Raw genomic sequence first — 25726 nt, 5'->3', positions numbered from 1 at the left:
ATCGATGAGCATCGTGTTGAATGAGCCCGCTCCGCGTCCGGGTGTCCTGGATATTGCCGCTTATGTCCCGGGCAAGGATCATGCGCCGGGCGTGGCGCGCGTCTTCAAGCTCTCCTCCAATGAAACGCCGCTCGGCCCGAGCCCCAAGGCTATCGAGGCATTCAAGCATGCGGCCGAGCACCTGGAGCTTTATCCGGACGGGCAGGCGAAGGAGCTGCGCGAGGCGATCGGCGCCGTTCATGGGCTCAATCCGGCCAACATCATGTGCGGCAACGGTTCCGACGAACTGCTTGGACTGCTGTGCCATGWCTATCTCGGTGCCGGCGACGAGGCAATCATCACCGAAYACGGCTTTCTCGTCTACAAGATCCAGATCATGRCCGCCGGCGCCACTCCGGTCACGGTGAAGGAGAAGGATTGCACGGTCGATGTCGATGCGATCCTCGCCGCGGTCACGCCCAGGACCAAGATGGTCTTCATCGCCAATCCGGGTAACCCGACGGGCACCTATGTGCCGGTCTCGGAAATCCGTCGCCTGCATGCCGGACTGCCGAAGCACGTCATCCTCGTGCTGGATGCGGCCTATGCGGAATATGTCCGCCGCAATGATTACGAAGCCGGTCTCGAGCTCGTTTCCGGTAACCGCAACGTCGTCATGACCCGCACCTTTTCGAAGGTCTATGGACTTGCCGCGCTCCGCATCGGCTGGATGTACGGCCCCGCCGGCATACTGGACGCGCTGAACCGCGTGCGCGGGCCCTTCAACATGAACGCGCCTGCGATAGCCGCCGGCGCCGCCGGAATACGGGACCAGGCCTTCATCGAGAAGGCGGTGGAGTACAACAATCTCTGGATCGGCAAACTCACGCAAGCCTTCGAGGCGATCGGCCTGAAGGTCACGCCGTCGGTCACCAATTTCGTGCTGATCCACTTCCCGGATGTCGAGGGAAAGCGTGCGGCGGATGCTGATGCCTTCCTCACTAGCCGCGGCTATATCCTGCGCGCCGTAAAGGGCTACGGTTTCGCCAATTCGCTGCGCATGTCGGTCGGTCCGGAAGAGGCCAATCGCGGCGTCATCGAGGCGCTCGGTGAATTCATGGGAAAAACGGCATGAGTGAACCGCACTTCCAGCGGATCGCGCTGATCGGCATCGGCCTTATCGGCTCTTCCATCGCCCGCGACGTGAAGGAACTGGGACTGGCCCGCGAGGTGGTTATCTCCACGCGCAGCGCCGAGACCCTAAAGCGCGCGGAAGAACTCAAGCTCGGCACGCATTACGTCGCATCCGCCGAGGACGCGGTGAAGGATGCCGACCTCGTCATCGTTTCGGTGCCGGTCGGCGCTTCCGAGGACGTTGCCAGGCAGATCGCTCCGGCGCTCAAGGCCGGCGCCATCGTCACCGACGTCGGCTCCACAAAGGCTTCGGTCATCGCGCAGATGGCGCCGCATATGCCGAAGGGTGTGCATTTCATCCCCGGCCATCCGCTGGCGGGAACGGAAAAATCCGGCCCCGATGCGGGGTTTGCGGGGCTTTTCCGCGATCGCTGGTGCATCTTCACGCCTTTGCCGGGCACGGATGCGAACGCTCTCCAGCGGTTGAAAGATTTCTGGATCGCACTCGGTTCCCGGATCGACGAGATGGATGCCGAGCATCACGACAAGGTGCTGGCGATCGTCTCGCACCTGCCGCATATCATCGCCTACAATATCGTCGGCACCGCCGACGATCTGGAGACGGTGACGGAATCGGAAGTCATCAAATATTCCGCTTCCGGCTTCCGCGATTTCACTCGTCTTGCGGCATCCGATCCCACTATGTGGCGCGATGTCTGCCTGCACAACAAGGATGCGATCCTGGAAATGCTGGCGCGCTTCTCGGAGGATCTCGCCTATCTGCAGCGGGCGATCCGTTGGGGGGAGGGCGACAAGCTGTTTGAACTCTTCACCCGCACCCGCGCGATCCGTCGGTCGATCGTCCAGGCGGGCCAGGATGTAGATGCGCCGGATTTCGGCCGCCACGCACTGGACGCCAAGAAATAGCCGAGTCTCAGATCGGCGGAATCTCGCCGATCGGGATGAAGCCGCCTGCCAGGACCTTGCCGCGATTGATCGTCAGGTCGAGCGAGGCGTTCTCGCCGCCACTGAGAGCCGAGAGCATTTTCGTCGCGGTTTCGATCGTGCGAGCCATATCGGGAAAAGCCTGAGACAGGCCGTCGCGCCAAGCGTCGATCTTTTCGACCTGAAGCTTCAGGCGGCCGGAAAGATATCCCTCGCCGTCGAAGGAGAAGGGGCCGGTTACGGTGATCAGCCGTCCCTCGCCGAGATCGGCGGTCAGTCTGCGCATCTCGCCCTGTGTCCCATAGAGCGCCATGCCGTTGGGATCGCTTCCGTCGATCATGCCGGCGCGGCCGACAAGCGTGAGGTCGAGATTTGCCGAAAGCCTGGGCAGCAGCGCCGGTATGCCCTTGGCCGTCGTGTCGGTGTCGCGGATGGAGAGGGCGGCGTCCAGGTCCTGTCCGTTCTGGCGCATATGGATTTCGGTATGCGCGGCGTTGATGTCGAAAGACTGGCCGGTGGCCGCCGAGACGATGCTGGTTTTCAGATTGTCGAGAACGGCGGAGGTTCGCTCCACACCCTTGAGTTTAGTCACCAGGCTCGACTGGAAGTTTTCCCAGGTACTGGATACGGTCAGTCCGTGGCCGGTGCGGACTACCGCGGGCGAATCGAGTTCCCAGACGATATGGCCGGGATTGTAGATCTGGGCTGCCGAGCGCAATTGCCCGAAGGTGGCGGAAATGCCGTTGTTGCGGTCATCAACCGCGACCTGGGAGCAGAAGAGGCCGATACGGAAAGGATAGCCGCGATATTCGGCGTCCGTGCAGGCAGCGCTCACCCCTTTCGCCTCCTGGCTGCCGAGCAGGGCCAGCGTCTTTTCCTTGAGCACCGATGCGGCATAGAACCACCCGGCGGTATAAAGAGCGATGACGACGAGCACCGCGCTGGCCAGGAACCAAAGTTTTCGGCTGACACCGGACCGGCTTGACGCTGCCATGATGTTCTCCAATGGTGACTGCGAATCTCGAATACGGCTTGGCCTTGGATATGGACGAATTTTGGGTATTTGGCTACGGCTCACTCATGTGGAACCCCGGCTTCCCGCATGAGGAGACGCAACCAGCACGCGCCTTCGGCTATCGCCGCTCGCTTTGCATCCGCTCCTACGTGCATCGGGGCACGCCTGAAAATCCCGGTCTCGTGCTCGGGCTCGACCGCGGCGGCTCGTGCCGCGGCATGGCGTTTCGGGTGGGTCTTGAAGACCGCGGCGAGGTTCTCGAGTATTTGCGCAAGCGGGAACTGGTCACCAATGTCTACAAGGAACGGATGCTCGCGGTCATGCTAGGCGACGGCCGCTACGTAAAGGCGGTGGGCTACGTTGTCGACCGGTCGCATGTGCAATATGCAGGCGCGCTCGGCATCGAGGAAGCTGCCGAAATCGTGCGTCGCTCCTCCGGCCAATCCGGACCGAACGATGCCTATCTCTTCAATACGCTCGCCCATTTGCGGGAAATGGGCATACGCGATCTCTGGCTTGAAGGGGTTGGGGCCGGCGTGGAAGCGTCGGCCCGTGGGGTTCAGGCTGCGTTCTGAGCCCGCAGCTCCGCCAGCCGCTTGGCCGCCGTCGGCGGCAGCGGCAGATGCGGATTGGCTTCCACGGTCTCGATCAGAAGCTCGTCGCTCGCCTTCTCCATCCGGTCTATCAGCGTCTGGAAAAAGATGTCGGGATCGAGGCCCGGCTCGATCGGCGGCAGGATGCGCACCTTGAAATGGCCGGGATATTTGATCAGCTTTCGGCGGCCCCAGAACAGGCCCCAGTGCCCGACGATCGGCACCACCGGCACCTGCACGTCGCGATAAATGCGGGCAATTCCGTAGCGATATTCGGGTTCGGCGCCGGGCGGGTGGCGCGTGCCCTCGGGATATATGATGAGCTGGCGGCCCTTGGCCATCTCCTCCTTGGTGCGGATCATGACATCCACCATGACTTTGCCGCGGGCGCCGCGATTGACGGGTATCATCCGCTGCTTCATCGCGTACCAGCCGAACAGCGGTATCCACATCAGCTCGCGCTTGAGAATGTAGACCGGGTCCTTCTGAAAGGGCAGGAGGGCGATCGTATCCCAGGCGGATTGGTGCTTGGGCGCGAAGATGCAGCCACCTTCCGGCACGTTCTCCATCCCTTCGATTTCGAACGTGGCGCCGACGATCTTCGCCATCAGCCAGCTGGAGGAGGCCGCCCATGCCTTGGGAATCCGATAGGCGGCCCTGCGCGGCATCAGGAAATAGATCGGGCTCAGCACGATCATCCGGACGATGAGATTCGCATAGAAGGCGATGTTGAAAAGGATCGAGCGCGCCAGCAGCATGAAGACATAGTTCCCAGTGGACAGGCGTTGCCTACACGAGATCGCCGCGTGAAAAAAGCTCTTCTTCCGCGCTTGGCGCTCCGTCAATCTTCCGGAGAGGTTCTGCTTGCCGTCCGCTGCGAAGTGTCGCCGGTGCGCAGCCCGCTGCCGCGGTGGAACCCAATCCAGTCGCGGAGGGTCGCGAGAACCACTTTGCCGTATTCGCTGAGCATGGTGCGCAGCACATCCGGTTCGGTGAACCAGGCCTTTCTACTGAGGTCGGAATTGATCACGGGATAGGCGATGAATTCCGTTTCGGGATCGGCGCGGCGCAGTTCGTGAAGGCTGCGGATCATGTGGTAGTTGTTTGTGACGACCAGCACGGACTTGTAGCCGTGATCGTGTATCCAGCGGGCGGTCTCATTGGCATTGCCGATAGTGTCGATCGCATCGTATCCGATATCGACGCAGCAATCGAAGAGGTCCGCCGAGCCCTGGGTCACCTTGCGGATCTGCGCCGGCGTCGTGGAAGGATGGGCGCCGGAGATCAGGAGCCGGTGTCCGGCCCCGTCCCGCAGCAGGCCGAGCGCCTGCTCGATGCGTTGATAGCCGCCGGTCAGGACGACGATGGCGTCCGCCTTCACGCCGTCCGGCGCCTTGAGCGAGGTCACTGAATCGGCATACCAGAGAAAGCCGCCGAACAGGCCGGCCACTATCAGAACGCATGCCATGATGAGCCGCCTCGCCGACCAGCGCAGCCAGCCATCCCGCGAAAGCCAGCCCCCCTGGGGCGGGCGCGGGGTCGGTGTCCTGCGCATGGTCGGGCCCGAATTCATATCACAGTCCATAGCCGGAGATTCGTGGCGAGAACAGGGCTTCCTCGCAGCAAAACGATGGACAGGTTCAGGAAGGCGGCGCTCCTTCCGAGCGCGCGGGATCGGAGCGGATGAAATCGATCTCGTCGATCGTGCGCATGACGGTGAAACGCGCGGTGAGCGTCGTCAGCAGGGCGATCACGATCATCGTGGCGAAGATACCGAGATAGCCGCCGAACCCGATGGTGAAGGAGCCGAACAGGGCGGTCGCCTGGTCGCTCTCGGGGGTCGCCAGTGAGCGCGACTGCCAGAGGTTGGCCGTGGCGAACAACAGGGCAGCAAGCGCGCTTCCCGCAGCCGAGCCCTTGAGGCTGATCTTCAGGAAATGCTTCTGAAATTCGGTCGCCACGAACGAGCGCTCGGCGCCCACGAAATGCAGCACTTCCACGATGTGGCGGTTGCCGGAAAGCGCCCCGCGCGTGGCGAAGATCACGGTCAGGATCATCGCCGTGAAGACCAGCACGAGAACGCCGATGCCGATCAGCACCGTGGTATGCGCCATGGAGACCAGGCGATCCACCCAGGTGCGATGGTCGTCGAGGAAGGCTTGCGGAACCTCGCTTGCCAGAAGATCGCGCATGGCGGCGAAATCCGGCGGGTTCTGCTCATCGATCGTGATGATGACGAGGCGGGGAACCGGCAGCTCGCTCAAATCCAGACCGGTGCCGAGCCAGGGCTCGAGCAGGCGCGCGGTGRCGCCGTCGTCCATGATGGTGCCAGAGCGCGTGCCGACGAAGGTCAGAGCCAGCTCGCGCGCCTTCTGCAGCGCCGCATCCATATCCAGCCCTTCCTCGGGCTTGATCTGTATGGTGATCTCGCGGGAAATCTGGCTCTGCCAGCTGGCGGCGGTCGCGCGCACCATGCTGACCGCGCCGAGCGTCAGGCAGGCGAGGAAGGCCATGATGGCGATCACCACCATCAGCGCATTGCCCTGGATGTTGGAAGCCGGCAGGATGGGGGCGGTCGGCCGCACATGCATCTCCGTCCGCCGCGGCTGCTGCTCCGTGGCTGAGGGTTTCCCGACCTTGCGGGCTCTGAGGCGGCTCAGCTCATTCATATATGTCGAGGCGTCCTTCAGTCAGGATCATCCGCCGGGCATTGACCTGATCCATCAGTCCAAGGTCATGCGTGGCGATGACGACGGCGGTCCCGAGGCGGTTGAGCTCCAGGAAGAGATTGAGCAGACGTCTTGCCATGGGAGGATCGACATTGCCCGTGGGCTCGTCCGCCAGCAGGATTTCCGGCCGATCGATCAGCGCGCGGGCGATCGCGGCGCGCTGCTTTTCCCCGCCCGACAATACCGGCGGCAGCACGTTGATGCGCTCGCCGAGCCCCACCCATTTCAAAAGCTCGATCACATCGTTTCGGTAGGTACCTTCGTCCTTGCCTCGCACTCTGAGCGGCAGGGCGACGTTCTCGTAGGTCGTGAGGTGATCGAGCAGGCGGAAATCCTGGAAGACGATGCCGACCCGGCGGCGCAGCATCGGCAGTTCGGTGCGAGGAATTTGCGAAAGGTCACGCCCGAACATGTGGATCAGGCCGCGGGTCGGATGCAGCGACATCAGCATCAGGCGCAACAGCGTCGTCTTGCCGGCGCCGGAAGGGCCGGTGAGGAACTGGAACGATCGCTTCGGTATGTCGAAGGTCATATCCCGGAGGATTTCCGGGCCCATCCCGTACCGCAGGCCGACATTTTCGAAATGGATCAACGGAGAACCCAGTCTCTGGTTTTTCAAATCCCGCCATCTGTTAACGACGCGGGTAAACGAATTGCAAATCGCGCGCGGAAAAGGGCGATTTTCGGGCCATTTTTGCGAAGCATTAACCATTCGAATTTACGACTGGGAGGGGTTCGTTTCAATGCCCCGTTTTCCCTGAAACCCGGGAAAACGGTAGAAGGAGGCCTCCATGAGCACATCCGGCGCACGGCAGGAGAAGGTCGTGAGGATCGTGGATATCCTGCCGCCGGAACGTCAGGCGAGCCGTTCCGCCCGCAGGCCTTGTCCGCGTCGGGATGCGGATGATGCGGAGTTCGTGACGCTCGGCGCTAGCCTGCGCGGCCGCCACGGCTTCCAGAACGATAACAGCAAGGCAATGCCTCTCCCCACGGTCGCCCATAATCCGATTCGGGATGGCATCGTTGGCGCCGTCAATCGGCTCGAGAGGGTCCTGATGCGGCTTTCCGCCGATATGTTTTCTGCCGTGCTGGCCGCGATCTTCGTCGCTGTCTTCGGGCTTGCCGGCGGTTTCTCGCTCTTTAGGGGGGCGGCTGAAGCCGATGCCGGTCCTGCCCTCGACATAACGCATGTGAGCCTTACGCCGCAGGACGCCAACGGCATGCGCGTGCTCCTGATCAACGGTATCGTGGAAAACCGCGGGGAGGAAAGGCTTGAAATGCCCTCCATCCGCGCGGAATTGATGACCGATGAAAAGGTGCTGACGAGCACTCTCATCGGCGCACCCGTTGTCGCCATCGAAGGCGGGCGCAGCCACGGTTTTTCGGCCCGCGTGCCTCACCCCGGTGGAAAACTGCCCGATCTTCGCCTTTCCTTTGCTGCGCAGGGTGCCTAAAGCGACGTGGTTGTGCTAAGCGCGCATCTTTAGGGACACGCAGGAGAACCTCATGCCCGTCGTGCGCGGCAAGATCATCGAGCCGCTTTTCACCGCCGAACAGATCGCCGAGCGCAATCGGGCCATAGCGGCGGAAATCGCCAATGGGCCGACCAAGGACCTCCTGGTCATCGCTATCCTCAAGGGCTCCTTCATCTTCGCGGCCGATCTTCTTCGCGCGTTGCACGAAACGGGGCTCGCCCCGGAAGTCGAGTTCATCACCCTGTCGAGCTACGGCAGCGGCACGGTCTCGCAAGGAGTGCGCATCGTCAAGGACATCGATAGCGATGTGAAGGATCGCGACGTACTCCTGATCGACGACATCCTGGAATCCGGCCGCACGCTCAAATTCGCCAAGGAAATTCTCTATGAGCGCGGCGCGCGCAACGTCACCGTCGCCGTGCTGCTCGACAAGCATGTAAAGCGCAAAGAGGCGCTGGAGGCGGAATATGTTGGGTTCGAATGCCCGGACTATTTCGTCGTGGGCTACGGCATGGACGTTGCCTATGCTTTCCGAGAGCTTCCCTTCGTCGGTGTCGTCACCGGCGACGTGGATGAGGAAGCGCAAAAGTCGTAAGGTGTTAACCATGCCGGTTCTGAGGGCCCCGGCGTTTACTCCTCGACAAGAAAACTCTGGTGAGTTGCTCCCGATTTGACACATACAGGGAGCGATGATCGCTATGGCCAAGATCTTGATTACCGAGGATGAGGATACGCTGCGCAGCTTCGTTGCACGGGCGCTTCGTCTCGATGGTCATGAGACTTATGAGGCCGGCGATGGCGCCGAAGGGCTGGAGAGGCTCGGCGAAACGGATTTCGATCTTCTGCTCTCCGATATCCGCATGCCGGTGATGGACGGGATCGAACTGGCGCATCAGGCCGCGGAGCGGTTTCCCAGCCTCAAGATCTTGCTGATGACCGGCTATGCCGAGCAGCGCGAGCGTGCCGACGATCTCCAGTCGAAGATCGTGGATGTGGTCCAAAAGCCTTTCGCGCTGCCTGATATCCGCAAGGCGGTCGCCATGGCGCTTGCCGCCTGAGGCAGCGGCTTTGCCAGCCCGTAGCGGCTGAGGTCAGCGGATCTCCAGGAGGCGTTCCAGATATTGCCGCTCGGTTTCGCTTGYCGAGGGATTCATGAGTCTTTCCTGTATGGCCGTACCCAGCTTCTCGCGGATAGCGTTTAGAATCCGCCGCGCTTGCTCCACCTCGATTTCGTCGGGTACTTTGGTTCCGCCATTGTCGAGACCACTCTCTGAATCCCCACGCGGACGGCCAAGCGGRTCGCGGTCGTCCTGGCCACCTTGGCCCGCAATGCTCTGCTCGGAGCCTTGGCCTTCGCCGCTCTGCTRCATGGCCTGCATCATCTGCTGCATCATGTTCTGGGCGCCCTGGCGTAGCGCATTCAGCGCATTGCCTTGACCCTGAACGGCCTGCTCGCCCTGGCCTTGGCCGAGCGCGCGGCCGGCATTGCCCATTTCCCGCTCTGCCTGGCCGAAGCCTTCACTGGGCTGCATGCCCATCCCTTCAAGGCCCTTCTGGAGTTCCTGCAGTTTCTGTCCGAGGCCGTCCTGCTGGGCGCGCAGGTTCCGGAGCGCCTCGCGCAACTGTTCGGCTGTCATCTGGTCGGTGGGTTGCTGCCCTTGCTGCCCCTGCTGTTGTTGCTGCTGGCCGGGTTGGCCCTGCTGCGGCTGTCCGGGCTGCCCTTGTTCATAGGGTTGGTCGGGKTTGCCGCGCTGCATGCGATCGCGCAGGGCTTGGTCCAGCCTGAACGTCTGGTCCATGAGCCGCTGCTGTTCCTGCATGATGTCGCCGAGCCGGTCGATCTGTTCGCGCATCGGGCTGTTCTGCTGCTGGCCCTGTTGGCCTCGCTGCATGCGGCCGGCCTGGAGGTTGTTCATCATCCGCTGTAGTTCGGATAGGAGCTGCTGGGCGGCATCGCGGTTGCCCGAACGGGCCAGATTCTCGATCTGGTCCATCATGTTCTGCAGGTCCTGCTGACGAAGTACGTTCTGGGCCTGCATGTTCTGCGATGCCTGGGGATTGTTCTGCAGCCGCTGGGCAAGCTCGTTCATGAACTGCTGCATGGCCTCGCGCAGCTCTTTCATCAGCTGGGYGATCTCCTGGTCGGACGCGCCGTTTTTCAGGGCCTCGTTGAGGGCGTTCTGCGCGTCGCGCAACCGTTGCTCGGCCTCGGAAAGATCGCCATCCTCGATGCCCCGCGCGATCTGCCAGAGATATTCGGCAGTCTCCTTCAATTGTTCTTCGCCACGAGCCTGCTGCATGCGCCCGAGCGCCGAGCGGATCAGCAGAAAATGCTTCAGGTTGGGGATCGTCTCGTCGGGGCGCAGCGCAAGCGCTTCATTGAGCTCGATGGCGCGGGGCATTTGACGCGTATCGAGCGCAAAGACCTGGCGTTCTTCGGCGACTGCCGCAGCCAGAGGTTCGGAGAATGGCCGAGACGGCAGGATTATCTCCTGCGGCGGGCTTTGACCCGTCTGGCCCGCGCCGTCCTTCGCCACCAGGGTTACGCGAACCTTCTGTCCCGCCAGCGGATGATCGGTCAAGTCGCGCCCGGTCAGCCCCTTGACCTCGGCACCGCCCCGGCGGGGAAGCTCCAGGGGAAAGGTCGGGGGCGGATAAAGCGGCGTTGCCGCCGGATCGCTGGCTTCTATCGGTTCGATGATGGCGTGAGCTTCACGGATCCCGTAATCGTCCTTGCCGATAAAGCCGATTTCAAGTGCTCCATTGATGGCTCTGCGGGGGGGCTTGTCGAAGCTGATCTCAGGTGGGCGATCCGGGATGGCCTCAAATGTCCAAAGCTGGCCGTTGACCGTCAGCTCCCCGTTCTCTTCCAGTTTCATGGAATAGGTGCGGCGGGGCAACGGTCTGCCCTCGTCCTCCGCGTTCGCCGGGACGGCGTCCGCATTCTCGGCGCCTTCCTGCTGGGCTTTCTTCTGCAAGGCAAGCGCTTCCTGGCTTACCAACGCGACCGGGCCTTCTCCCGCGCTTGGCGCAAATTCTACGACCTCGAGCCCGTCGCCCCCGGTCAGTCGCACCGTCAGGTCCGAATGTTGCGGAAGCGAGAAGGTTTTGTTCTGGGCTACCTCGTTTCCCGTAAGAAACACTGGCGCGCGGCCGGTATAGGAGGGCGGCGTCAGCCAGGCATCGATGCGCAGGTCCGGGTTGGTGCTGGCGGCCGGCGCCGAGGCGCGGAAGATGTCGCTGAGCGAACCGCCGCTGTTCGAGAAGGAGTAGCCGAGCGCCACCACGAACACGAGCGCGGGGATGGTGCGCAGCGCGAAACGGTCATGCTTGGCGATATCCGGCTGCGGCAGACCGGCATCAAGCGCGGCGATACGCTCGGCCATGCGGATCTGGTGCTCCTTCCAGAGCGCCCGCGAGAAGGGTGTTTCGAAGGCGGGCTCGTCTTCCTGCACGGCGACTGGCTGGTGCGGCAGATCGTTTCGTTCCTCCAGAAGCCGGTCGGCCTCATGGGGTTCGGGCCAGCGCAACCGGGCCAGCGGAAGAAGCGTATAGAGGAAGGCGACGCCGAAGCCCGCCGCCAGGAGCCAGCAAAGCCAATCCGGCGAGAAGCGGAAAATGCCGAACCAGGCGACGGAAAGAAAGAGCGCGGCAATGCCGAGCGGCGGCAGGAGGAGCGGCAAAAGCCGCTCGAAGAACAGTACGACCCGCGCAAAAGAGCGCTTCAGCGCCACGCGGCGCGCAAGCAAGGGATGCGATTCGAATGCACCTTTGCGGGTGAAGCTCATGCGGTCCGTCTCCGATCGTGGCGGCGCAAATCCACACTAAGGATAGCGATCTTTATGGCGAAGACGAGGGCAGGGAGCTTTCCGTTCCCATTATTTGCCCGGTTTCCCGCAAAAGTGAACGCGGCGTCAGCCGGTCAACCGAGCCATTCGGGCACGGAATCGAGGCCGATAAGCTGCTCGTAGGTGCCGCGCGGGCGCACCACATGGAAGTCGCTACCCTTTACCAGAACCTCCGGCACCAGCAGGCGCGAGTTGTAGGTTCCGGCCTGCACCGCGCCATAGGCACCCGCCGAAGCGACAGCGATCAGATCGCCGGGCTGCGGTGCGGCCATCTCCCGGTCCAATGCCAGGTAATCGCCGGTTTCGCACACGGGACCGACCACGTCGCCCCTGATGCGCGGTGTGTCTGCCGACGGCGCGACGACCGGGCGGATCATGTGATAAGCATCATAAAGCGTTGGACGTATGAGGTCGTTCATGGCGCCGTCAACGATCACGAAGTGCTTCTCGCCCGTGTCCTTCACATAGATGACTTCGGTGACGAGAATTCCGGCATTGCCGACGATCAGCCGTCCGGGTTCGGTGACGATCTTGCAATTCAGCGAGCGAAGCTGGCGCTTGACCGTATCCGCATAGGCGTCCGGCAGCGGAGGCGGCGTATTGTCGTCCTTGTAGGGAATGCCCAGCCCGCCGCCAATATCCACATGATCGATGCGGTGGCCGTCGCCGCGCAGCGTGTCCACGAGTTCTCTCAGCAGCCGGAAGGCGTCCTCGAAGGGTTGCAGCTCGGTGATCTGGCTGCCGATATGCATGTCGATGCCGGTCACGTCGATCCCAGGCAAGGTCGCGGCATGGGCGTAGACGTCACGGGCGCGCTCGTAGGAGATGCCGAATTTGTTTTCCTTCTTGCCCGTCGAAATCTTCGCATGGGTTCCAGCATCGACATCAGGATTGATGCGGAAGGATACATGCGCCTTCTTTCCCGCCTTCACGGCGCGGGCATTCAGCACTTCCAGTTCCGGCTCGGATTCCACGTTGAAGCAATAGATGCCGGCTTCGAGAGCGAGGTCCATCTCGCCGGCCGTCTTGCCGACGCCGGAGAACATGATGCGGCTTGCCGGAATGCCTGCCGAAAGCGCGCGGCGGAGCTCGCCGCCGGAAACCACGTCGACGCCGGCACCCAGGCGTCCGAGCGTCTTCAGCACCGCCTGGTTGGAATTCGCCTTCATGGCATAGCAGACCATGGTGTCGACGTCGGCGAAGGCCTTGGCGAAGACCTTGTAGTGACGCTCCAGCGTCGCAGTCGAATAGACGTAGCACGGCGTCCCGACCGCCTTGGCGATCTCCGGGATAGCTACGTTCTCGGCGTGCAGCACGCCGTCGATATAATGAAAATGGTTCACGGCGAAGCTCTAGAGAAGCGGGTCGAGAAGGAAGGGCCGGTCTTGCGCAGGCTGCGCCTTCGCGGGGCCGCCGCGTTTGTTCTGCTGCTCTACGGGCGTGCTCGGCCGATCGAGGTCGCCCTTGCGGCCGCAGCCGACGGCTACGATGCCGGTGAGGCTCAGCACCAGGGTGAGGCGGGCAAGGTTTACCAGGGTTTTCGACATTTTCTTTTCTCCGGCGCGAGCAGCGGCACTGTCATAGCGAAGTTCCGGCCGCTTGTGCAGTCATTATTCCGGCATCGATCGCATCATCAATTCTTGGCGCGCCACCAGGCGATCTGCTTCCTCACCTCGGCGGGCGCGGTGCCGCCGAAGCTGGTGCGGCTGGCAACCGATGCATCGACCGAAAGCACGTCGAAGACCTTCTCGGTGATGGCGGAATGGATCGCCTGCAACTCGGCCAGTGAAAGTTCCGCAAGATCGCAGCCCTTGCTCTCCGCAAGCGCCACGGCGCGGCCGGTGACGTGATGGGCATCGCGGAACGGAAGGCCCGCCTCGCGCACCAGCCAGTCGGCCAGATCGGTCGCGGTCGAATAGCCGGAACCGGCCGCGGCGCGCATCCYGTCCTTGTTGATGGTCATGTCGCGCATCATGCCGGTCATGGCCGCAATGGCGAGTTCCAGGTTCTCCGCCGCATCGAAAACCTGTTCCTTGTCTTCCTGCATGTCCTTCGAATAGGCGAGCGGCAGGCCCTTCATGACGGTCAACAGCGCGACCAGCGAACCGTTGATGCGGCCGGTCTTGGCGCGCACCAGTTCGGCGGCATCCGGGTTCTTCTTCTGCGGCATGATGGAAGAGCCGGTCGAGAAGGCGTCGGAGAGGCGGACGAAGYCGAATTGCGGCGTCGACCAGATGACGATTTCTTCGGCCAGGCGGGAGAGATGCACCGCGCAGATCGCCGCCACGGACAGGAATTCCAGCGCGAAGTCGCGGTMGGAAACGGTATCGATCGAATTGCGTGTAGGTTCGCGGAAGCCGAGCGCCTTTGCCGTCATGTGGCGGTCGATCGGAAAGCCGGTGCCGGCGAGCGCGGCGGYGCCGATCGGGCTCTCGTCGAGATGGTCGATCGCGTGACGTACGCGGGCGCGGTCACGGCCGAACATCTCAACATAGGCCATGCAATGGTGGCCGAAGGTCACCGGCTGGGCGGTCTGCAGATGCGTGAAGCCCGGCATGACCGTATCGGCATGTTCTTCCGCCCGGTCGAGGAAGGCGGCGATCAGGTTCGTCAGCATCGCTTCCGTCTTGGCAAGCTCCTCCTTGACCCAGAGACGGAAATCGAGCGCCACCTGGTCGTTGCGCGAACGGGCCGTATGAAGCCGGCCGGCGGCCGGGCCGATCAGCGCGGCAAGCCGCGCCTCGATGTTCATGTGAATGTCTTCGAGTTTGCGGGAGAACTCGAACTTGCCGCTTTCGATCTCTGACATGATCGTGTTCAGGCCGGAGATAATCTTGTCTTTATCTTCGCGGGAAATGATGCCTTTTTCCGCCAGCATGGTCGCATGCGCCATTGAGCCGCGGATGTCCTGGGCGAACAGCTTCTTGTCGAAGCCGATGGAGGCATTTATTTCCTCCATGATCGCATCCGGCCCGGAAGCGAAGCGACCGCCCCACATCTGGTTGGAGGATACCGCGTCCTTCGTACCGTCTGCCATGATGACTGTCCTGGAGTAGTTGATGACGACCAAAAGACCCCTCGGCCTTCCTTCCGCCAGACTGATCTTGATTGCCGCCGTAGCCGGAGTGCTGGCCGGCGCCGTGGCGGTATACGTGAGGAGTATGGGGTCTGGCAATGGCGAGGAAGTCGCCGATATCGCCTCTGTGCAAACGGCGGGCATATGCGAGGGAGCGGTCGCCAGGGTGAAATCCGTTTCGGAGTTCGCCAAGGGGCAGGTCGCCGCCATGGTGGCCGCCGAGCCGCCCCGCCCGCTCGAGCTTTCCTTCAAGGGGCCGGAAGGGCAGGATCTCAAGACCGCCGACTTTGCGGGCAAGACCGTACTCCTCAATCTCTGGGCCACCTGGTGCGGCCCCTGCAGGGAGGAGATGCCGGCGCTCAACGCGCTCGAGAAGGAAATGGGCGGCGAAGATTTCGAGGTGGTTGCCGTCAATATCGATACCGGCAGTGACGAGAAACCGAAGGCCTTCCTTGCCGAAACCGGCGTCGATGCGCTGGGCTATTATCGTGATAGTTCAATGGGCGTCTTCAACGTGATGAAGAAGGAAGGCCTCGCCTTCGGCCTACCCGTCACCCTTATCCTCGACAAGCAGGGTTGCTTGATCTCGGCCATGAACGGCCCCGCCGCCTGGGACAGCGAGGACGCGAAGGCGCTGATTGCGGCTGCGAAAGGGGATTAGTTAATCTCGCTTTTGGACGTGTACCCCTCATCCGGCTGCCGCCACCTTCTCCCCGTTTGACGGGGAGAAGGGTTATGCCGCGCCATATCCGTTCCCCCTCACTCCGTTTACGGGGAGAGGGTGCGCCGAGCGAAGCGGAGGCGGGGTGAGGGGCAAATAACTACCGCGTCGGGACGGGCGTCTCACCGCGATAATCGTAGAAGCCGCGGCCGGATTTGCGGCCGAGCCAGCCGGCCTCGACATATTTCACCAGCAGCGGGCAGGGGCGGTACTTGCTGTCGGCGAGCCCGTCATGCAGCACCTGCATGATTGAAAGACAGGTGTCCAGGCCGATGAAATCGGCAAGCTGCAGAGGCCCCATCGGGTGGTTGGCTCCGAGCTTCATCGCGGTATCGATCGCCTCCACCGAACCCACGCCTTCATAAAGCGTGTAGATCGCCTCGTTGATCATCGGCAGAAGGATGCGGTTGACGATGAAGGCCGGGAAGTCCTCGGCCACCGTCACCGTCTTTTCGAGCGTCGCCACGAAATCCTTGGCGGCCTGGAAGGTGCTTTCCTCGGTGGCGATGCCGCGCACCAGTTCCACGAGCTTCATGATCGGCACGGGGTTCATGAAATGAATGCCCATGAAACGCTCCGGCCGGTCGGTGGCCGAAGCAAGCCGCGTGATGGAAAGAGAAGAGGTGTTGGTAGCCAGCATGGCCTCCGGCTTCAGGACGGGGCAGACCTGCGCATAGATCTTGCGCTTGACCGCCTCTTCCTCGGTGGCGGCCTCTATCACCAGATCCATCGGCGCGAGATCGTTGATGTCCGCGGAGCCGGAAATGCGGGCAAGCGCTGCCTGGCGATCCTCGTCGGAGAGCTTGCCGTTGGAGACCTGGCGGGCCAGGTTGCCGTTGATGGTGGCGAGTGCTGCCTCGATGCGATCCTTCGAAAGGTCGTACATCTGCACCGTGTAGCCGGCGACCGCGCTCACATGCGCAATACCGCAGCCCATCTGGCCTGCTCCGATGATGCCGATATTCTTCAAGGCTACCATACTCGCTCCCTCGTCTGCGCCCCAGCCGCGCATCCCACGTCTATCATGAAAATGCCGGACTGCGGTGATGCAGCCCGGCAGATTGTTATTCCGCTGGCGGGTATTTTTCCAGTTTTTTCGCGTTTGTGAAAGGCTCGTTCTTAGAGAGCCTTTTCAAGCTGCGRCAGAATCTCGAAGAGGTCTCCGACGATGCCATAATCGGCGACCTGGAAGATCGGTGCTTCCTCGTCCTTGTTGATCGCGACGATGATCTTCGAATCCTTCATGCCCGCGAGATGCTGGATGGCGCCGGAAATGCCTGCGGCGATATAGAGATCGGGGGCGACCACCTTACCGGTCTGGCCGACCTGCCAGTCGTTCGGGGCATAGCCCGCATCGACTGCGGCACGGGAAGCACCGACGGCTGCGCCGAGCTTGTCGGCGACGGGAAGGATGACTTCCTTGAACTTCTCCGACGAGCCGAGCGCGCGACCGCCGGAGATGATGATCTTCGCCGAGGTGAGTTCGGGACGTTCCGAGGAGGAAAGCTCGTCCGACACGAAGCTCGATATACCGGGATTTGCGGCGGCCGAAACGGTCTCGACCGATGCCGAACCGCCTTCCGCAGCAGCCTGGAAGGAAGCGGTACGGACGGTGATGACCTTTTTGGCGTCGGTCGTCTGTACGGTCTGGATGGCGTTACCGGCATAGATCGGCCGCTTGAACGTATCCGGCGAAACGACTTCGATGATTTCCGAGACCTGAGCTACGTCCAGAAGGGCGGCAACCCGCGGCATGACGTTCTTGGCTGCCGCGGTCGCAGGCGCCACGATCGTGTCGTAGGAACCGGCGAGCGAGACGATCAGGTCGGCCAGCGGCTCGGCAAGCCGGTTGGCGAGGCTGGCGTCGTCGGCGAGCAGCACCTTGGAGACACCGGAAAGCTTGGCGGCCTCATCGGCTGCGGCTTTTGCGCTGGAGCCGGCCACGAGAATGTGGACATCGCCGCCGATCTGCGTCGCCGCGGTTAGCGCCTTGGCGGTCTGATCGGAAAGGCTGTTGTTGTCGTGTTCTGCCAGAAGAAGAATGGCCATGATATGTTTCTCCCTATCTCTTCCGGTTCAAATCAAAGAATGCCTGCGGTCTTCAGGTTCGCGACGAGCTCCTCGACGCTCTTGACCTTGATGCCCGCCTTGCGGCCGGAAGGCTCCTCGGTCTTCAGCACCTTCAGGCGCGGCGCTGTATCGACGCCGAAATCGGAAGGCGTCTTCTTGTCGAGGGGCTTCTTCTTCGCCTTCATGATGTTCGGCAGCGAGGCATAGCGCGGCTCGTTCAGGCGAAGGTCGGTGGTCACCACCGCCGGCAGCTTCACCTCGATCGTCTGCAGGCCGCCGTCCACCTCGCGGGTGACCTTGGCCTTGCCGTCGCCGATCTCAATTTTGGAGGCGAAAGTCGCCTGGGCGGAGCCGAGGAGGGCCGCCAGCATCTGGCCGGTCTGGTTCGAATCGTCGTCGATCGCCTGCTTGCCGACGATGATCAGCCCCGGCTGTTCGGCCTCAGCGACACCCTTCAAAATCTTGGCGACCGCCAGCGGCTCGACCACGTCGTCCGTCTCGATCAGGATCGCCCGGTCGGCGCCCATGGCAAGCGCGGTGCGCAGCGTCTCTTCCGCCTTTGCAGGACCGATCGAAACCACCACCACTTCCTCGGCCTTGCCGGCCTCCTTCAGGCGCAGGGCTTCCTCGACCGAAATCTCGTCGAACGGGTTCATCGACATCTTCACATTGGCAAGCTCGACGCCCGAACCATCCGGCTTCACCCGGATCTTCACGTTGTAATCGACCACGCGTTTTACTGGGACGAGGATTTTCATGGGGTCCTTCCTTGAACGTTCTCCTGCCGCAAGATGCGGCTTCTCCCGTCTATCCGATATTCAATGGGCGACATGGATAAGCATTTTTTCCCCGAAGACAACGAGGTTTTCGCAGTCCGCCATGCTCTTTTCTCATGGCGCTATTCGGCCAGAGGCACGCTGGGAATGCTCGTCTTGGTCTCCATCGCCCGCGGCTTGACCAGCGTGCGGTCGAAAAGCGGCACGCCCTTGCGGCGCATGACGAGGACCAGGAGAGCGCCGGCCAGAATACCGCCCACATGAGCACCCCAGGAGATCATGCCGTCCAGATCGAAAACCAGCATGACGAATTGCTGGGCGATCCACAGCGCCAGCGGAATGAAGGCAGGCAGTGGCAGCGGTATGCGGAAAAGTACGAGAACCCAGACCCGCACGCGTGGATGCAGCAGGAAATAGGCGGCAACCACGCCGGATATGGCGCCGGAGGCGCCGATCAGCGGCCCTTCCGAGGTCGGGGCCACGAAGCCGTGCACCAGGGCGCCGGCCGCCGCGCAGAGCAGGTAGAAGATCAGAAAGCGCATGTGCCCGAGCGCATCCTCGACATTGTCGCCGAACACCCAGAGGAAGAGCATGTTCGAGGCGAGATGCCAGAAATCGAGGTGCAGGAAGGCGTAGGTGATGAAGGTCGCATCCTCCGGCACGATCACCAGCGAGGGATCGAGCACGGCATGGTTGAAGACGACCGCCGGGATGAAGCCAAATCCCAGTGCCGCCAGATTGGCGATCTGGTCCAGTGCGACGGTCGCGACCAGCCAGACCAGCACATTGGCGAGGATCAGGCCGATCGTCACGTACTGGACGCGGATATATTTGAGGTCGTTCCTGTCATGGAGCGGGATGAACATTGCTTCTTGCCTCCCCGCCTCGTCTCAGCGGTTCTTGCCAGGGACCCAGAGAATATCGGCCTTGCYGCCGCCGTTCATGTATCTCGCCGCCACGAAAAGGAAGTCCGAAAGGCGGTTTATGTATTTGAGCGCCGGCCGGCCCACCATCTCGCCTTCCTGGCGGGAAAGTTCCACCATCAGCCGCTCGGCCCGCCGCGCAACTGTGCGCGCGAGATGCAAATGCGCTGCGGCGGGGCTGCCGCCCGGCAGTACGAAGGAGTTCAGCGGATCAAGCCCGGCATTGAGCTGGTCGATCTCGGCCTCCAGCCGCTCCACCTGGGTGTCCACGATCCTCAGCGGCTCGTATTGGGGTTGCTCGCCGGTGTCGGGCGTTGCGAGATCGGCGCCGAGATCGAAAAGATCGTTCTGGATGCGGAAGAGCATGGCATCGAGCTCCCCTTCCCCTATGGTGTGGAGGCGCACCACGCCCAGCGCGGAATTGACCTCGTCCACGGTCCCGAAGGCTTCGATCCGCAGATCGTGCTTTTCTCTGCGCGGGCCCGAGACCAGCGCGGTGGTGCCGCTGTCGCCGGTGCGCGTGTAGATCTTATTGAGCTTGACCATCCGTCATCCTCAGCTCGGGCGTCCGCCGCCGGTCAACCAGAGCGTGAACATGATGAGCACGATCGCGATCGCCTGCAAGAGCAGGCGCATCTGCATCAGCTTGTTCGATTTGTTGCCGCTGCCGCCCTTCAGCATATTGAACAGCCCGCGGATCAGGACGAGCACGACGAGACCCATGACGAGAAGGGTAAGAACGGTGGCGAAAGTGGACATGAGTGGAATGCTGCCTTTTGATGATATCAGTCCACCCGGCGCATCAGCTTGTAGAAGAGCGTTGCGGGAAGGAGCCGTTTCAGAAATGCGCCCTGCTTGGCGGGCGTTGTGACAAGATAATGTGGCTTGGGGCGCGGCGCGGTCAAGGCGTGCTTCAGCACGTCGTAGACCGCTTCCGGACCGAGCTTGTGCCGGTTCACCGGCCCGGAGCCGTCCAGGCGTTTGAGCTGCCGCCTGTAGTCCTCCGCATGGGCGGAATTTTCAAGGTCGACATGCTCGTAAAGCTTGGCGAGCGCATTGGCCGTGAAGCGCGAAACGATCGGTCCGGGCTCGATGAGGCTGACATGGATGCCGCTGCCTTCGAGTTCCATGCGCAACGTCACGCTCAGTCCTTCAAGAGCATATTTCGAGGCGATGTAGGCGCCCCGGTAGCGATAGGGCAGCAATCCGAGGATCGAGGAACATTGCACGATACGGCCGTGCCCCTGGCGCCGCATGATCGGGATCGCCCGGCGCGTCAGCTCGTGCCAGCCGAAGAAATTGGTATCGAACTGCGCCCGCAGCACCTCGGTCGAAAGATCCTCCACCGCGCCAGGCTGGCCGTAGGCGCCATTGTTGAAGAGAGCGTCGAGCCGTCCGCCGGTGCGTTCCCGAACCGTCTCGATCACTGTGGCGATGGTCTCCGTCTTGGTATAGTCCATCAGCAGGGTCTCAATGCCGTCGGCTTCGAGCGCCCCGATGTCTTCCGGTTTGCGGACGGTCGCGAACACCCGCCAGCCGTCCTTCGCAAGCGTCCGGGCGCAATGGGCGCCGATGCCGGAGGAGCAGCCGGTGACGATGATGGACTTTTCCCCAGGCAATGCGTTCTCCCTGTACAATCGGTCCCGATTTCCCATATTCCGGAGGAAGTTACAACGGAGTCCCCAGTGCCGGAAGAAATCCGCCCGTACCGCTGGTACAGCCTCGCCTATAAGGTGCTTTACGACGCCTATTGCCACTTCAACGAAGACGATGGCTGGGCGCTGGCAAGCCATGTGGCGCTGTCCGGATTGCTGGCGCTCTTCCCCTTCCTGATCTTCGGCACGGCGCTTGCGGGCTTCCTCGGGGCGGACCAGTTCGCGGAGACGGCAGTTCATCTCCTTTTCGATATCTGGCCCGCCGATATCGCCGATCCGCTGGCGCGGGAAATCCAGCGGGTGCTCACCATTCCACGCGGCGGGCTTCTCACCGTCTCGGTGCTTGYGGCAGCCTATTTCGCCTCGAATGGTGTGGAGGCGCTGCGCATCTCGCTCAACCGCGCCTACCGGGTGCAGGAAACGCGTTACTGGTATGTCACGCGACTGGCCAGCCTCGGCTACGTCATCGTGGCCGTYATCATCTTCGCCGTCATCAGCATCGTGCTGGTCGCCGTGCCGGTGGCGCTGCGCTTTGCCGAAACCCGCTTTCCCTGGCTGGCTGCGGATCTTGCCGTCGTCTCCAGCTGGGGCCTGTTCGGCACGGTGCTGGTGYTCGCCGTCGGCCTGGTCTTCTCGCACAAATGGCTGCCGGCAGGATCGCGGCGCATCATCGACGTGCTGCCGGGCGTGGGGCTGACCCTGCTTTTGTGGTCGCTCGGCGCCTATCTCTTCGCCTCTTACCTCGCGACCTTCGCCAATTATGCGGCCACCTATGCGGGCCTTGCCTCGATCATGATCGTGCTGGTCTTTCTCTACATGGTCGGCGTGATCTTCATGCTTGGAGCGGAGGTCAACGCGGCGCTGATGAAATACCGGGTCTATTCCGTGGTCTCGCGCTTGCGCAGCCGCAGCAGGCGCCGCGAACAGCCTGGCTCAGAGCCCGACGAGGTGGCGGATGTCGAGGGGCGAAAGCCCCTGAAGTCGCAGAGCCGCTAGACCGGTCGCGCCCTCGCTCTTCGCCAGCTTGCGGCCATCCTCGCCCAGTACCAGCCGGTGGTGGTGGTAAAGGGGCTTGGGAAGGCCCAAAAGCTCCTGCAGCAACCGATGGACCGCGGTGGCCTCGAAGAGATCGAGCCCACGTACCACGTGCGTGATGCCCTGAACGGCATCATCCACCGTGACCGAGAGATGGTAGCTCGACGGTGCATCGGAGCGCGACAGCACCACATCGCCCCAGATTGCCGGATCGCAGGAAATCTCGCCTTGCGGTCCGTCGCCGGTTTCGCGGAAGGTCAGCGGCCTGCCGAGCAACTCCAGGGCCTTTCCCATGTCCAGCCGAAAGGCATGACGCAGGCCTTTGTCCATGAGGATCTTGCGTTCGCCCTCGCTTTTCAGCCGGTCATCTTCCGGATAGAGCGGCGATCCGTCCGGATCGCGCGGCCAGGTCTTTCCCGCCGCCTCGAAGGCGGCGACCCTGGCCTTTACCTCGCCGCGGGTCATGAAGGCCGGGTAGACGAGACCCATTTCGGTCAAACGAGCGAGAGCCGAGCGATAGCTATCGAAGTGCTCCGACTGCCGCCGCACCGGCTGTTCCCATTGGAGCCCCAGCCATGCGAGGTCCCGGTAGATGGCCTCCTCGAATTCCGGCGTGGAGCGGGCAAGGTCGATGTCTTCGATCCGCAGCAGAAATCGCCCGCCGCTCGCGCCTGCCATGTCGTGGTTCAGGAGTGCCGAAAGCGCGTGGCCAAGGTGAAGCAGGCCGTTCGGGCTTGGCGCGAAACGATAGACGGGTTTATCAGAAGGCGTGACGGGCATGATTTTTCATTGCCACGCTTTTAAGGAAACGGCCATGGGAAAGCCGATAACGGTCATTCGCGACCATTCGCATATCGAGCAGGGGCTGGAAGCGCTGGCTGCCCTCGACCCTCGGCTTTCCGCCATCATCGAGGTAGCGGGGCCGGTGCCGCTCCGGCTGCAGGAACCCGGCTTTGCCGGCCTTGCCTCCATCGTCGTCTCGCAAATGGTCTCGAAGGCAAGCGCAGCCGCCATATGGGGGCGAATCACGGCGGCAGGCCCCGTAACGGCCGAGAGCTACCTGGCCCACGATCCTGCCGTGGTGGCTACCTTCGGCCTCTCCAGGGCGAAGGCCGCCACGCTGGTCGGGCTTTCCACGGCGATTTCCGAAAATAGCCTCGACCTCGAATCGATCGGCCGCATGGACCCCCGCGATGCCATCACGGCACTCACGCGGCTGCCCGGCATCGGACCCTGGACGGCGGAGGTCTATCTGATGTTCTCGGCCGGCCACGCGGATATCTTTCCGTCTGGAGACGTTGCCCTGCAGGCTTCCGTCGCCCATGCCTTTAGCTTGGAGGCGCGTCCTTCCTCGAAAAAGCTGGCGGAGCTCGCGGAAATCTGGAGTCCGTGGCGATCGGTCGCAGCAAGGCTTTTTTGGGCCTATTATGCGGCGCGGATGCGGCGGGACGTGACGCCGCTGCCGTGACTGCGGGCGAGAGTTATCTATCTGCATTTATTGGCTTCACAATCCTGTAACAACGGACCTAATATAGAAGATACGGAAGCCGAATCGGGTAGGAGCGTCACGTTGACGATCGCAGTCTCCCCGCAGGCCCTGCCGGCGCTCGTTTTGAACGCCGACTACCGGCCGCTGAGCTATTATCCCTTGTCGCTATGGTCCTGGCAGGACGCGATCAAGGCGGTCTTCCTCGACCGAGTGAATATCATCGCCGAATACGAGCACTCGGTCTCGTCACCCAGCTTCTCGATGCGGCTGCCAAGCGTCGTCAGCCTCAAGACCTACATCCAGCCGACCCGCAATCCCGCCTTCACGCGCTTCAACGTCTTCCTGCGTGACAAGTTCGAGTGCCAGTATTGCGGCTCCGATGACGACCTGACCTTCGATCACGTGATCCCGCGCGCCCATGGCGGCGAGACGACCTGGGAAAACGTCGTGGCGGCTTGTTCGCCCTGCAATCTCAAGAAGGGCAGCAAGCTGCCGAAGCAGGCGGGCATGTTCCCGCACCAGAAGCCTTACCAGCCGACGGTGCAGGATCTCCATAACAACGGAAGGCTCTTCCCGCCGAACTACCTGCACGAAAGCTGGATGGATTATCTCTACTGGGATACCGTGCTGCAGCCCTAATCGCTGCTTCAGGCCTTCTTGGCACCGATGAAGGCGAGGCCGGCCAGGACGAGGCTTGCGATGACGTTCCATCCCGCAAACGAAAGGCCGAGCACGCGAAGCGCCGCCTGCGTGCAGGAGGGCCCATGTACGGCGTTGAGGTCGTCAAGAAGGCTGCCGGCATTGGTGGTCATGGCGCCGCCTCCGCCGCAGCTCGCCGGGCCTTCCCAGAAACCCCATTCGACGCCCGCGTGAAAGACGCCCATGCCGGCGCCGACCAGCATCATCACGCCGATGACGACGAGAAGCGCGCGAGTGATCCAGGCGGGCAGGCCGAGCGCGGATGTGGCAATCGCAGCAATGCCAACGGGGATGCCGTAGTAGTAGGGATCGCGCTGGAGCAGGCAGAGCGCGCAGGGGATATAGCCGCCGATATGCTCGAAGGCGAGCGCGCCGCCGACGGTCGCCGCCATGCCGAGCGTGACGATAAGCGGGAAACCGATGCGGGACTGTCTGGCTGTGGCTGCGAGCGCCATGCGCTTCTCCTGAAATTTCATCCGGCTTCTGCCGGCCAGGTTCCTTAGATCACATCGGATTATGCTGTAAATGTGTGCGGGTGACGCAAGCCGGCCAGCCCCGGCAATTTTTCGTGAGGAATGGAAAGCGGAAGGCCGGCTGGCTGAGTTCTCCGGGAGAAAGATATTTTCCGGCCAGAATACTCGCGAAGGCTGCGTCCTTCCGCCTCCTTGCCTGCCGGTTTCATCTGTGACAGAGAGCCGGTGACTTGATTTTTATCAGTCGCTAAAAAAACAATTGCCGCGGCCATGTGCGGCTCATCGTCAGATGACAGGATTTGCAAAGTGACCACTGCAGCCTCCATCCTGGAACGCAGGGATATTCACAATTCGGATATTCCTGTTCTATGCCGCTCCTGCGAGGCGCGGCATCGCGGCGTTTGCGGCGCCCTGAGTGCGGAGCAGTTGGTCGCGCTTTCAAAGGCTTCATCCAGACGAAAGGTCGAAGCGGGCAGCGAGCTGATTGCCAATGCGGAAGCGGTGGATCATTATTCCAACATACTGTCCGGAGCCGTGAAGCTGACGAAGACGCTCGCCGACGGACGCCAGCAGATCGTCGGCCTGCAATTTGCCCCAGATTTCCTGGGACGCCCGTTTCATGATGCAAGTGCCGTCAATGCGGAGGCGGCGACGGTTACCTCCCTCTGTTCTTTCCCGCGCTCGGCGCTTGCCCGGATGATGAACGAATCGCCCGATCTTCAGCGGCGCCTGTTTGAACAGGCGTTGAGGGAGCTTGACGAAGCGCGGGAGTGGATGCTGACGCTGGGGCGCAAGAATGCCGGTGAGAAGGTCGCAAGCTTCCTTCTGCTGATTGCCCGCAATATCGACCCCGGCGACGAGACGGGGAACGGCGAGCTTGCTTTCGATCTTCCGCTGACGCGGGCGGATATCGCCGATTTTCTCGGTTTGACCATCGAGACGGTGAGTCGCGAACTGACGAAATTGCGCAGTAGCGGGATTATCAGCATCGAGCATAACCGGCATATCGTTGTCGGGAACATGGCGCGTCTTGTCGCCCGATCCGGTTCCTGAACGTCTGCGCAGGGTTGCCTGGCTCCCGCAGATCGTGG

30 protein-coding genes are annotated in these 25726 nt (G+C 62.3%); 11 read left to right on the top strand and 19 right to left on the bottom strand.

Annotated features, from left to right (window positions below; genetic code table 11):
* Nucleotides 1-4: 4 nt before the first annotated feature.
* Both LCM4573_RS09330 and LCM4573_RS09325 read left to right on the top strand, forming a co-directional pair.
* Nucleotides 5-1114, top strand: coding sequence for a histidinol-phosphate transaminase (locus LCM4573_RS09330; protein ID WP_071006010.1), 1110 nt, complete (start codon nucleotides 5-7; stop codon nucleotides 1112-1114).
* Nucleotides 1111-2040 (top strand): prephenate/arogenate dehydrogenase family protein, encoded by a 930-nt coding sequence (locus LCM4573_RS09325; RefSeq protein WP_071006009.1) that lies wholly within the window; start codon nucleotides 1111-1113, stop codon nucleotides 2038-2040. Before LCM4573_RS09330 ends, LCM4573_RS09325 begins: the two co-directional genes overlap by 4 nt.
* Before the next feature lie 7 nt (nucleotides 2041-2047).
* Here the strand turns inward: LCM4573_RS09325 and LCM4573_RS09320 are convergent, their stop codons facing one another.
* Entirely contained in the window at nucleotides 2048-3052 is a 1005-nt protein-coding gene (locus tag LCM4573_RS09320) for a DUF2125 domain-containing protein (protein ID WP_071006008.1), read from the bottom strand.
* Nucleotides 3053-3063: 11 nt separating this feature from the next.
* Between LCM4573_RS09320 and LCM4573_RS09315 the strand changes: the two genes are divergently transcribed.
* Nucleotides 3064-3648 carry a gamma-glutamylcyclotransferase gene (locus tag LCM4573_RS09315; protein ID WP_071006007.1) on the top strand — a complete coding sequence of 195 codons (585 nt, stop codon included), beginning with the start codon at nucleotides 3064-3066 and terminating at the stop codon, nucleotides 3646-3648.
* Here the strand turns inward: LCM4573_RS09315 and LCM4573_RS09310 are convergent.
* The 4 genes from LCM4573_RS09310 to ftsE form a co-directional block, all read right to left on the bottom strand.
* Nucleotides 3633-4424: a 1-acyl-sn-glycerol-3-phosphate acyltransferase gene (locus LCM4573_RS09310; RefSeq protein ID WP_071006006.1), complete on the bottom strand. Its 792-nt coding sequence runs from the start codon at nucleotides 4422-4424 to the stop codon at nucleotides 3633-3635. The genes LCM4573_RS09315 and LCM4573_RS09310 overlap by 16 nt on opposite strands.
* Nucleotides 4425-4507: 83 nt before the next feature.
* On the bottom strand, nucleotides 4508-5239 hold the full coding sequence (locus tag LCM4573_RS09305; RefSeq protein ID WP_083347393.1) for a YdcF family protein: 732 nt from the start codon (nucleotides 5237-5239) through the stop codon (nucleotides 4508-4510).
* 67 nt (nucleotides 5240-5306) lie between these two features.
* The gene (locus tag LCM4573_RS09300) at nucleotides 5307-6257 is read right to left on the bottom strand and encodes a cell division protein FtsX (protein WP_407071725.1); all 951 of its coding nucleotides are present in this window, start codon (nucleotides 6255-6257) and stop codon (nucleotides 5307-5309) included.
* A 70-nt stretch (nucleotides 6258-6327) separates the two neighbouring features.
* Nucleotides 6328-6987 carry a cell division ATP-binding protein FtsE gene (ftsE, locus tag LCM4573_RS09295; RefSeq protein ID WP_071006004.1) on the bottom strand — a complete coding sequence of 220 codons (660 nt, stop codon included), beginning with the start codon at nucleotides 6985-6987 and terminating at the stop codon, nucleotides 6328-6330.
* A 199-nt stretch (nucleotides 6988-7186) separates the two neighbouring features.
* On the opposite strand from ftsE, the gene LCM4573_RS09290 reads away from it, so the two are divergent.
* The 3 genes from LCM4573_RS09290 to LCM4573_RS09280 all read left to right on the top strand — a co-directional run bounded on the left by LCM4573_RS09290 (nucleotide 7187) and on the right by LCM4573_RS09280 (nucleotide 8928).
* Nucleotides 7187-7849 carry a hypothetical protein gene (locus LCM4573_RS09290; RefSeq protein ID WP_071006003.1) on the top strand — a complete coding sequence of 221 codons (663 nt, stop codon included), beginning with the start codon at nucleotides 7187-7189 and terminating at the stop codon, nucleotides 7847-7849.
* 52 nt (nucleotides 7850-7901) lie between these two features.
* On the top strand, nucleotides 7902-8465 hold the full coding sequence (gene hpt / locus LCM4573_RS09285) for a hypoxanthine phosphoribosyltransferase (protein WP_071006002.1): 564 nt from the start codon (nucleotides 7902-7904) through the stop codon (nucleotides 8463-8465).
* Between the two features lie 103 nt (nucleotides 8466-8568).
* Nucleotides 8569-8928: a response regulator gene (locus tag LCM4573_RS09280; protein WP_071006001.1), complete on the top strand. Its 360-nt coding sequence runs from the start codon at nucleotides 8569-8571 to the stop codon at nucleotides 8926-8928.
* A 33-nt stretch (nucleotides 8929-8961) separates the two neighbouring features.
* Here LCM4573_RS09280 and LCM4573_RS09275 read toward each other — a convergent pair whose 3' ends face one another.
* The 4 genes from LCM4573_RS09275 to argH all read right to left on the bottom strand — a co-directional run bounded on the left by LCM4573_RS09275 (nucleotide 8962) and on the right by argH (nucleotide 14755).
* Nucleotides 8962-11658 carry a TIGR02302 family protein gene (locus tag LCM4573_RS09275; protein WP_071006000.1) on the bottom strand — a complete coding sequence of 899 codons (2697 nt, stop codon included), beginning with the start codon at nucleotides 11656-11658 and terminating at the stop codon, nucleotides 8962-8964.
* 134 nt (nucleotides 11659-11792) lie between these two features.
* Nucleotides 11793-13061: a diaminopimelate decarboxylase gene (gene lysA / locus LCM4573_RS09270; RefSeq protein WP_071005999.1), complete on the bottom strand. Its 1269-nt coding sequence runs from the start codon at nucleotides 13059-13061 to the stop codon at nucleotides 11793-11795.
* Nucleotides 13062-13070: 9 nt separating this feature from the next.
* Complete coding sequence (locus LCM4573_RS09265) at nucleotides 13071-13265, bottom strand: LPS translocon maturation chaperone LptM (RefSeq protein WP_071005998.1); 195 nt, start codon at nucleotides 13263-13265, stop codon at nucleotides 13071-13073.
* Nucleotides 13266-13351: 86 nt separating this feature from the next.
* Nucleotides 13352-14755, bottom strand: a complete 1404-nt coding sequence (gene argH / locus LCM4573_RS09260; protein ID WP_071006271.1) for an argininosuccinate lyase — start codon at nucleotides 14753-14755, stop codon at nucleotides 13352-13354.
* Between the two features lie 22 nt (nucleotides 14756-14777).
* On the opposite strand from argH, the gene tlpA reads away from it, so the two are divergent.
* Entirely contained in the window at nucleotides 14778-15455 is a 678-nt protein-coding gene (gene tlpA, locus LCM4573_RS09255; protein WP_071005997.1) for a thiol:disulfide interchange protein TlpA, read from the top strand.
* 160 nt (nucleotides 15456-15615) lie between these two features.
* Here tlpA and LCM4573_RS09250 read toward each other — a convergent pair whose 3' ends face one another.
* The 7 genes from LCM4573_RS09250 to LCM4573_RS09220 all read right to left on the bottom strand — a co-directional run bounded on the left by LCM4573_RS09250 (nucleotide 15616) and on the right by LCM4573_RS09220 (nucleotide 20939).
* Nucleotides 15616-16494, bottom strand: a complete 879-nt coding sequence (locus LCM4573_RS09250; protein WP_071005996.1) for a 3-hydroxybutyryl-CoA dehydrogenase — start codon at nucleotides 16492-16494, stop codon at nucleotides 15616-15618.
* A gap of 140 nt (nucleotides 16495-16634) precedes the next feature.
* The gene (locus LCM4573_RS09245) at nucleotides 16635-17564 is read right to left on the bottom strand and encodes an electron transfer flavoprotein subunit alpha/FixB family protein (protein WP_071005995.1); all 930 of its coding nucleotides are present in this window, start codon (nucleotides 17562-17564) and stop codon (nucleotides 16635-16637) included.
* A 32-nt stretch (nucleotides 17565-17596) separates the two neighbouring features.
* Nucleotides 17597-18343, bottom strand: coding sequence for an electron transfer flavoprotein subunit beta/FixA family protein (locus LCM4573_RS09240; RefSeq protein WP_071005994.1), 747 nt, complete (start codon nucleotides 18341-18343; stop codon nucleotides 17597-17599).
* A 140-nt stretch (nucleotides 18344-18483) separates the two neighbouring features.
* Nucleotides 18484-19227: a rhomboid family intramembrane serine protease gene (locus LCM4573_RS09235; RefSeq protein ID WP_071005993.1), complete on the bottom strand. Its 744-nt coding sequence runs from the start codon at nucleotides 19225-19227 to the stop codon at nucleotides 18484-18486.
* Nucleotides 19228-19251: 24 nt separating this feature from the next.
* The gene (locus LCM4573_RS09230) at nucleotides 19252-19830 is read right to left on the bottom strand and encodes a cob(I)yrinic acid a,c-diamide adenosyltransferase (RefSeq protein WP_071005992.1); all 579 of its coding nucleotides are present in this window, start codon (nucleotides 19828-19830) and stop codon (nucleotides 19252-19254) included.
* 9 nt (nucleotides 19831-19839) lie between these two features.
* The gene (locus LCM4573_RS09225; protein WP_071005991.1) at nucleotides 19840-20043 is read right to left on the bottom strand and encodes a twin transmembrane helix small protein; all 204 of its coding nucleotides are present in this window, start codon (nucleotides 20041-20043) and stop codon (nucleotides 19840-19842) included.
* Nucleotides 20044-20069: 26 nt separating this feature from the next.
* Nucleotides 20070-20939, bottom strand: coding sequence for an SDR family oxidoreductase (locus LCM4573_RS09220; protein ID WP_071005990.1), 870 nt, complete (start codon nucleotides 20937-20939; stop codon nucleotides 20070-20072).
* 30 nt (nucleotides 20940-20969) lie between these two features.
* Here LCM4573_RS09220 and LCM4573_RS09215 point away from each other — a divergent pair, with 30 nt between their 5' ends.
* Nucleotides 20970-21935, top strand: coding sequence for a YihY/virulence factor BrkB family protein (locus LCM4573_RS09215; RefSeq protein WP_244505285.1), 966 nt, complete (start codon nucleotides 20970-20972; stop codon nucleotides 21933-21935).
* Here LCM4573_RS09215 and gluQRS read toward each other — a convergent pair.
* Nucleotides 21873-22754, bottom strand: coding sequence for a tRNA glutamyl-Q(34) synthetase GluQRS (gene gluQRS, locus LCM4573_RS09210; protein ID WP_071005989.1), 882 nt, complete (start codon nucleotides 22752-22754; stop codon nucleotides 21873-21875). The genes LCM4573_RS09215 and gluQRS overlap by 63 nt on opposite strands.
* Before the next feature lie 34 nt (nucleotides 22755-22788).
* On the opposite strand from gluQRS, the gene LCM4573_RS09205 reads away from it, so the two are divergent.
* Both LCM4573_RS09205 and LCM4573_RS09200 read left to right on the top strand, forming a co-directional pair.
* Complete coding sequence (locus LCM4573_RS09205) at nucleotides 22789-23442, top strand: DNA-3-methyladenine glycosylase (RefSeq protein ID WP_116285407.1); 654 nt, start codon at nucleotides 22789-22791, stop codon at nucleotides 23440-23442.
* A 102-nt stretch (nucleotides 23443-23544) separates the two neighbouring features.
* Nucleotides 23545-24102 carry an HNH endonuclease gene (locus LCM4573_RS09200; protein ID WP_071005988.1) on the top strand — a complete coding sequence of 186 codons (558 nt, stop codon included), beginning with the start codon at nucleotides 23545-23547 and terminating at the stop codon, nucleotides 24100-24102.
* 8 nt (nucleotides 24103-24110) lie between these two features.
* Here the strand turns inward: LCM4573_RS09200 and LCM4573_RS09195 are convergent, their stop codons facing one another.
* Entirely contained in the window at nucleotides 24111-24617 is a 507-nt protein-coding gene (locus tag LCM4573_RS09195) for a disulfide bond formation protein B (RefSeq protein WP_071006268.1), read from the bottom strand.
* A 59-nt stretch (nucleotides 24618-24676) separates the two neighbouring features.
* The gene (locus LCM4573_RS27910) at nucleotides 24677-24949 is read right to left on the bottom strand and encodes a hypothetical protein (protein ID WP_131818953.1); all 273 of its coding nucleotides are present in this window, start codon (nucleotides 24947-24949) and stop codon (nucleotides 24677-24679) included.
* 10 nt (nucleotides 24950-24959) lie between these two features.
* Here LCM4573_RS27910 and LCM4573_RS09190 point away from each other — a divergent pair, with 10 nt between their 5' ends.
* Nucleotides 24960-25688: a Crp/Fnr family transcriptional regulator gene (locus LCM4573_RS09190; RefSeq protein ID WP_071006267.1), complete on the top strand. Its 729-nt coding sequence runs from the start codon at nucleotides 24960-24962 to the stop codon at nucleotides 25686-25688.
* Nucleotides 25689-25726: the final 38 nt, after the last annotated feature.

This window comes from Rhizobium sp. LCM 4573 (genome assembly GCF_001854865.1).
Lineage (GTDB): Bacteria > Pseudomonadota > Alphaproteobacteria > Rhizobiales > Rhizobiaceae > Neorhizobium.
The sequence above is the reverse complement of the archived record's forward strand: the minus strand, read 5'-3'. Positions and strand labels throughout refer to the sequence as shown.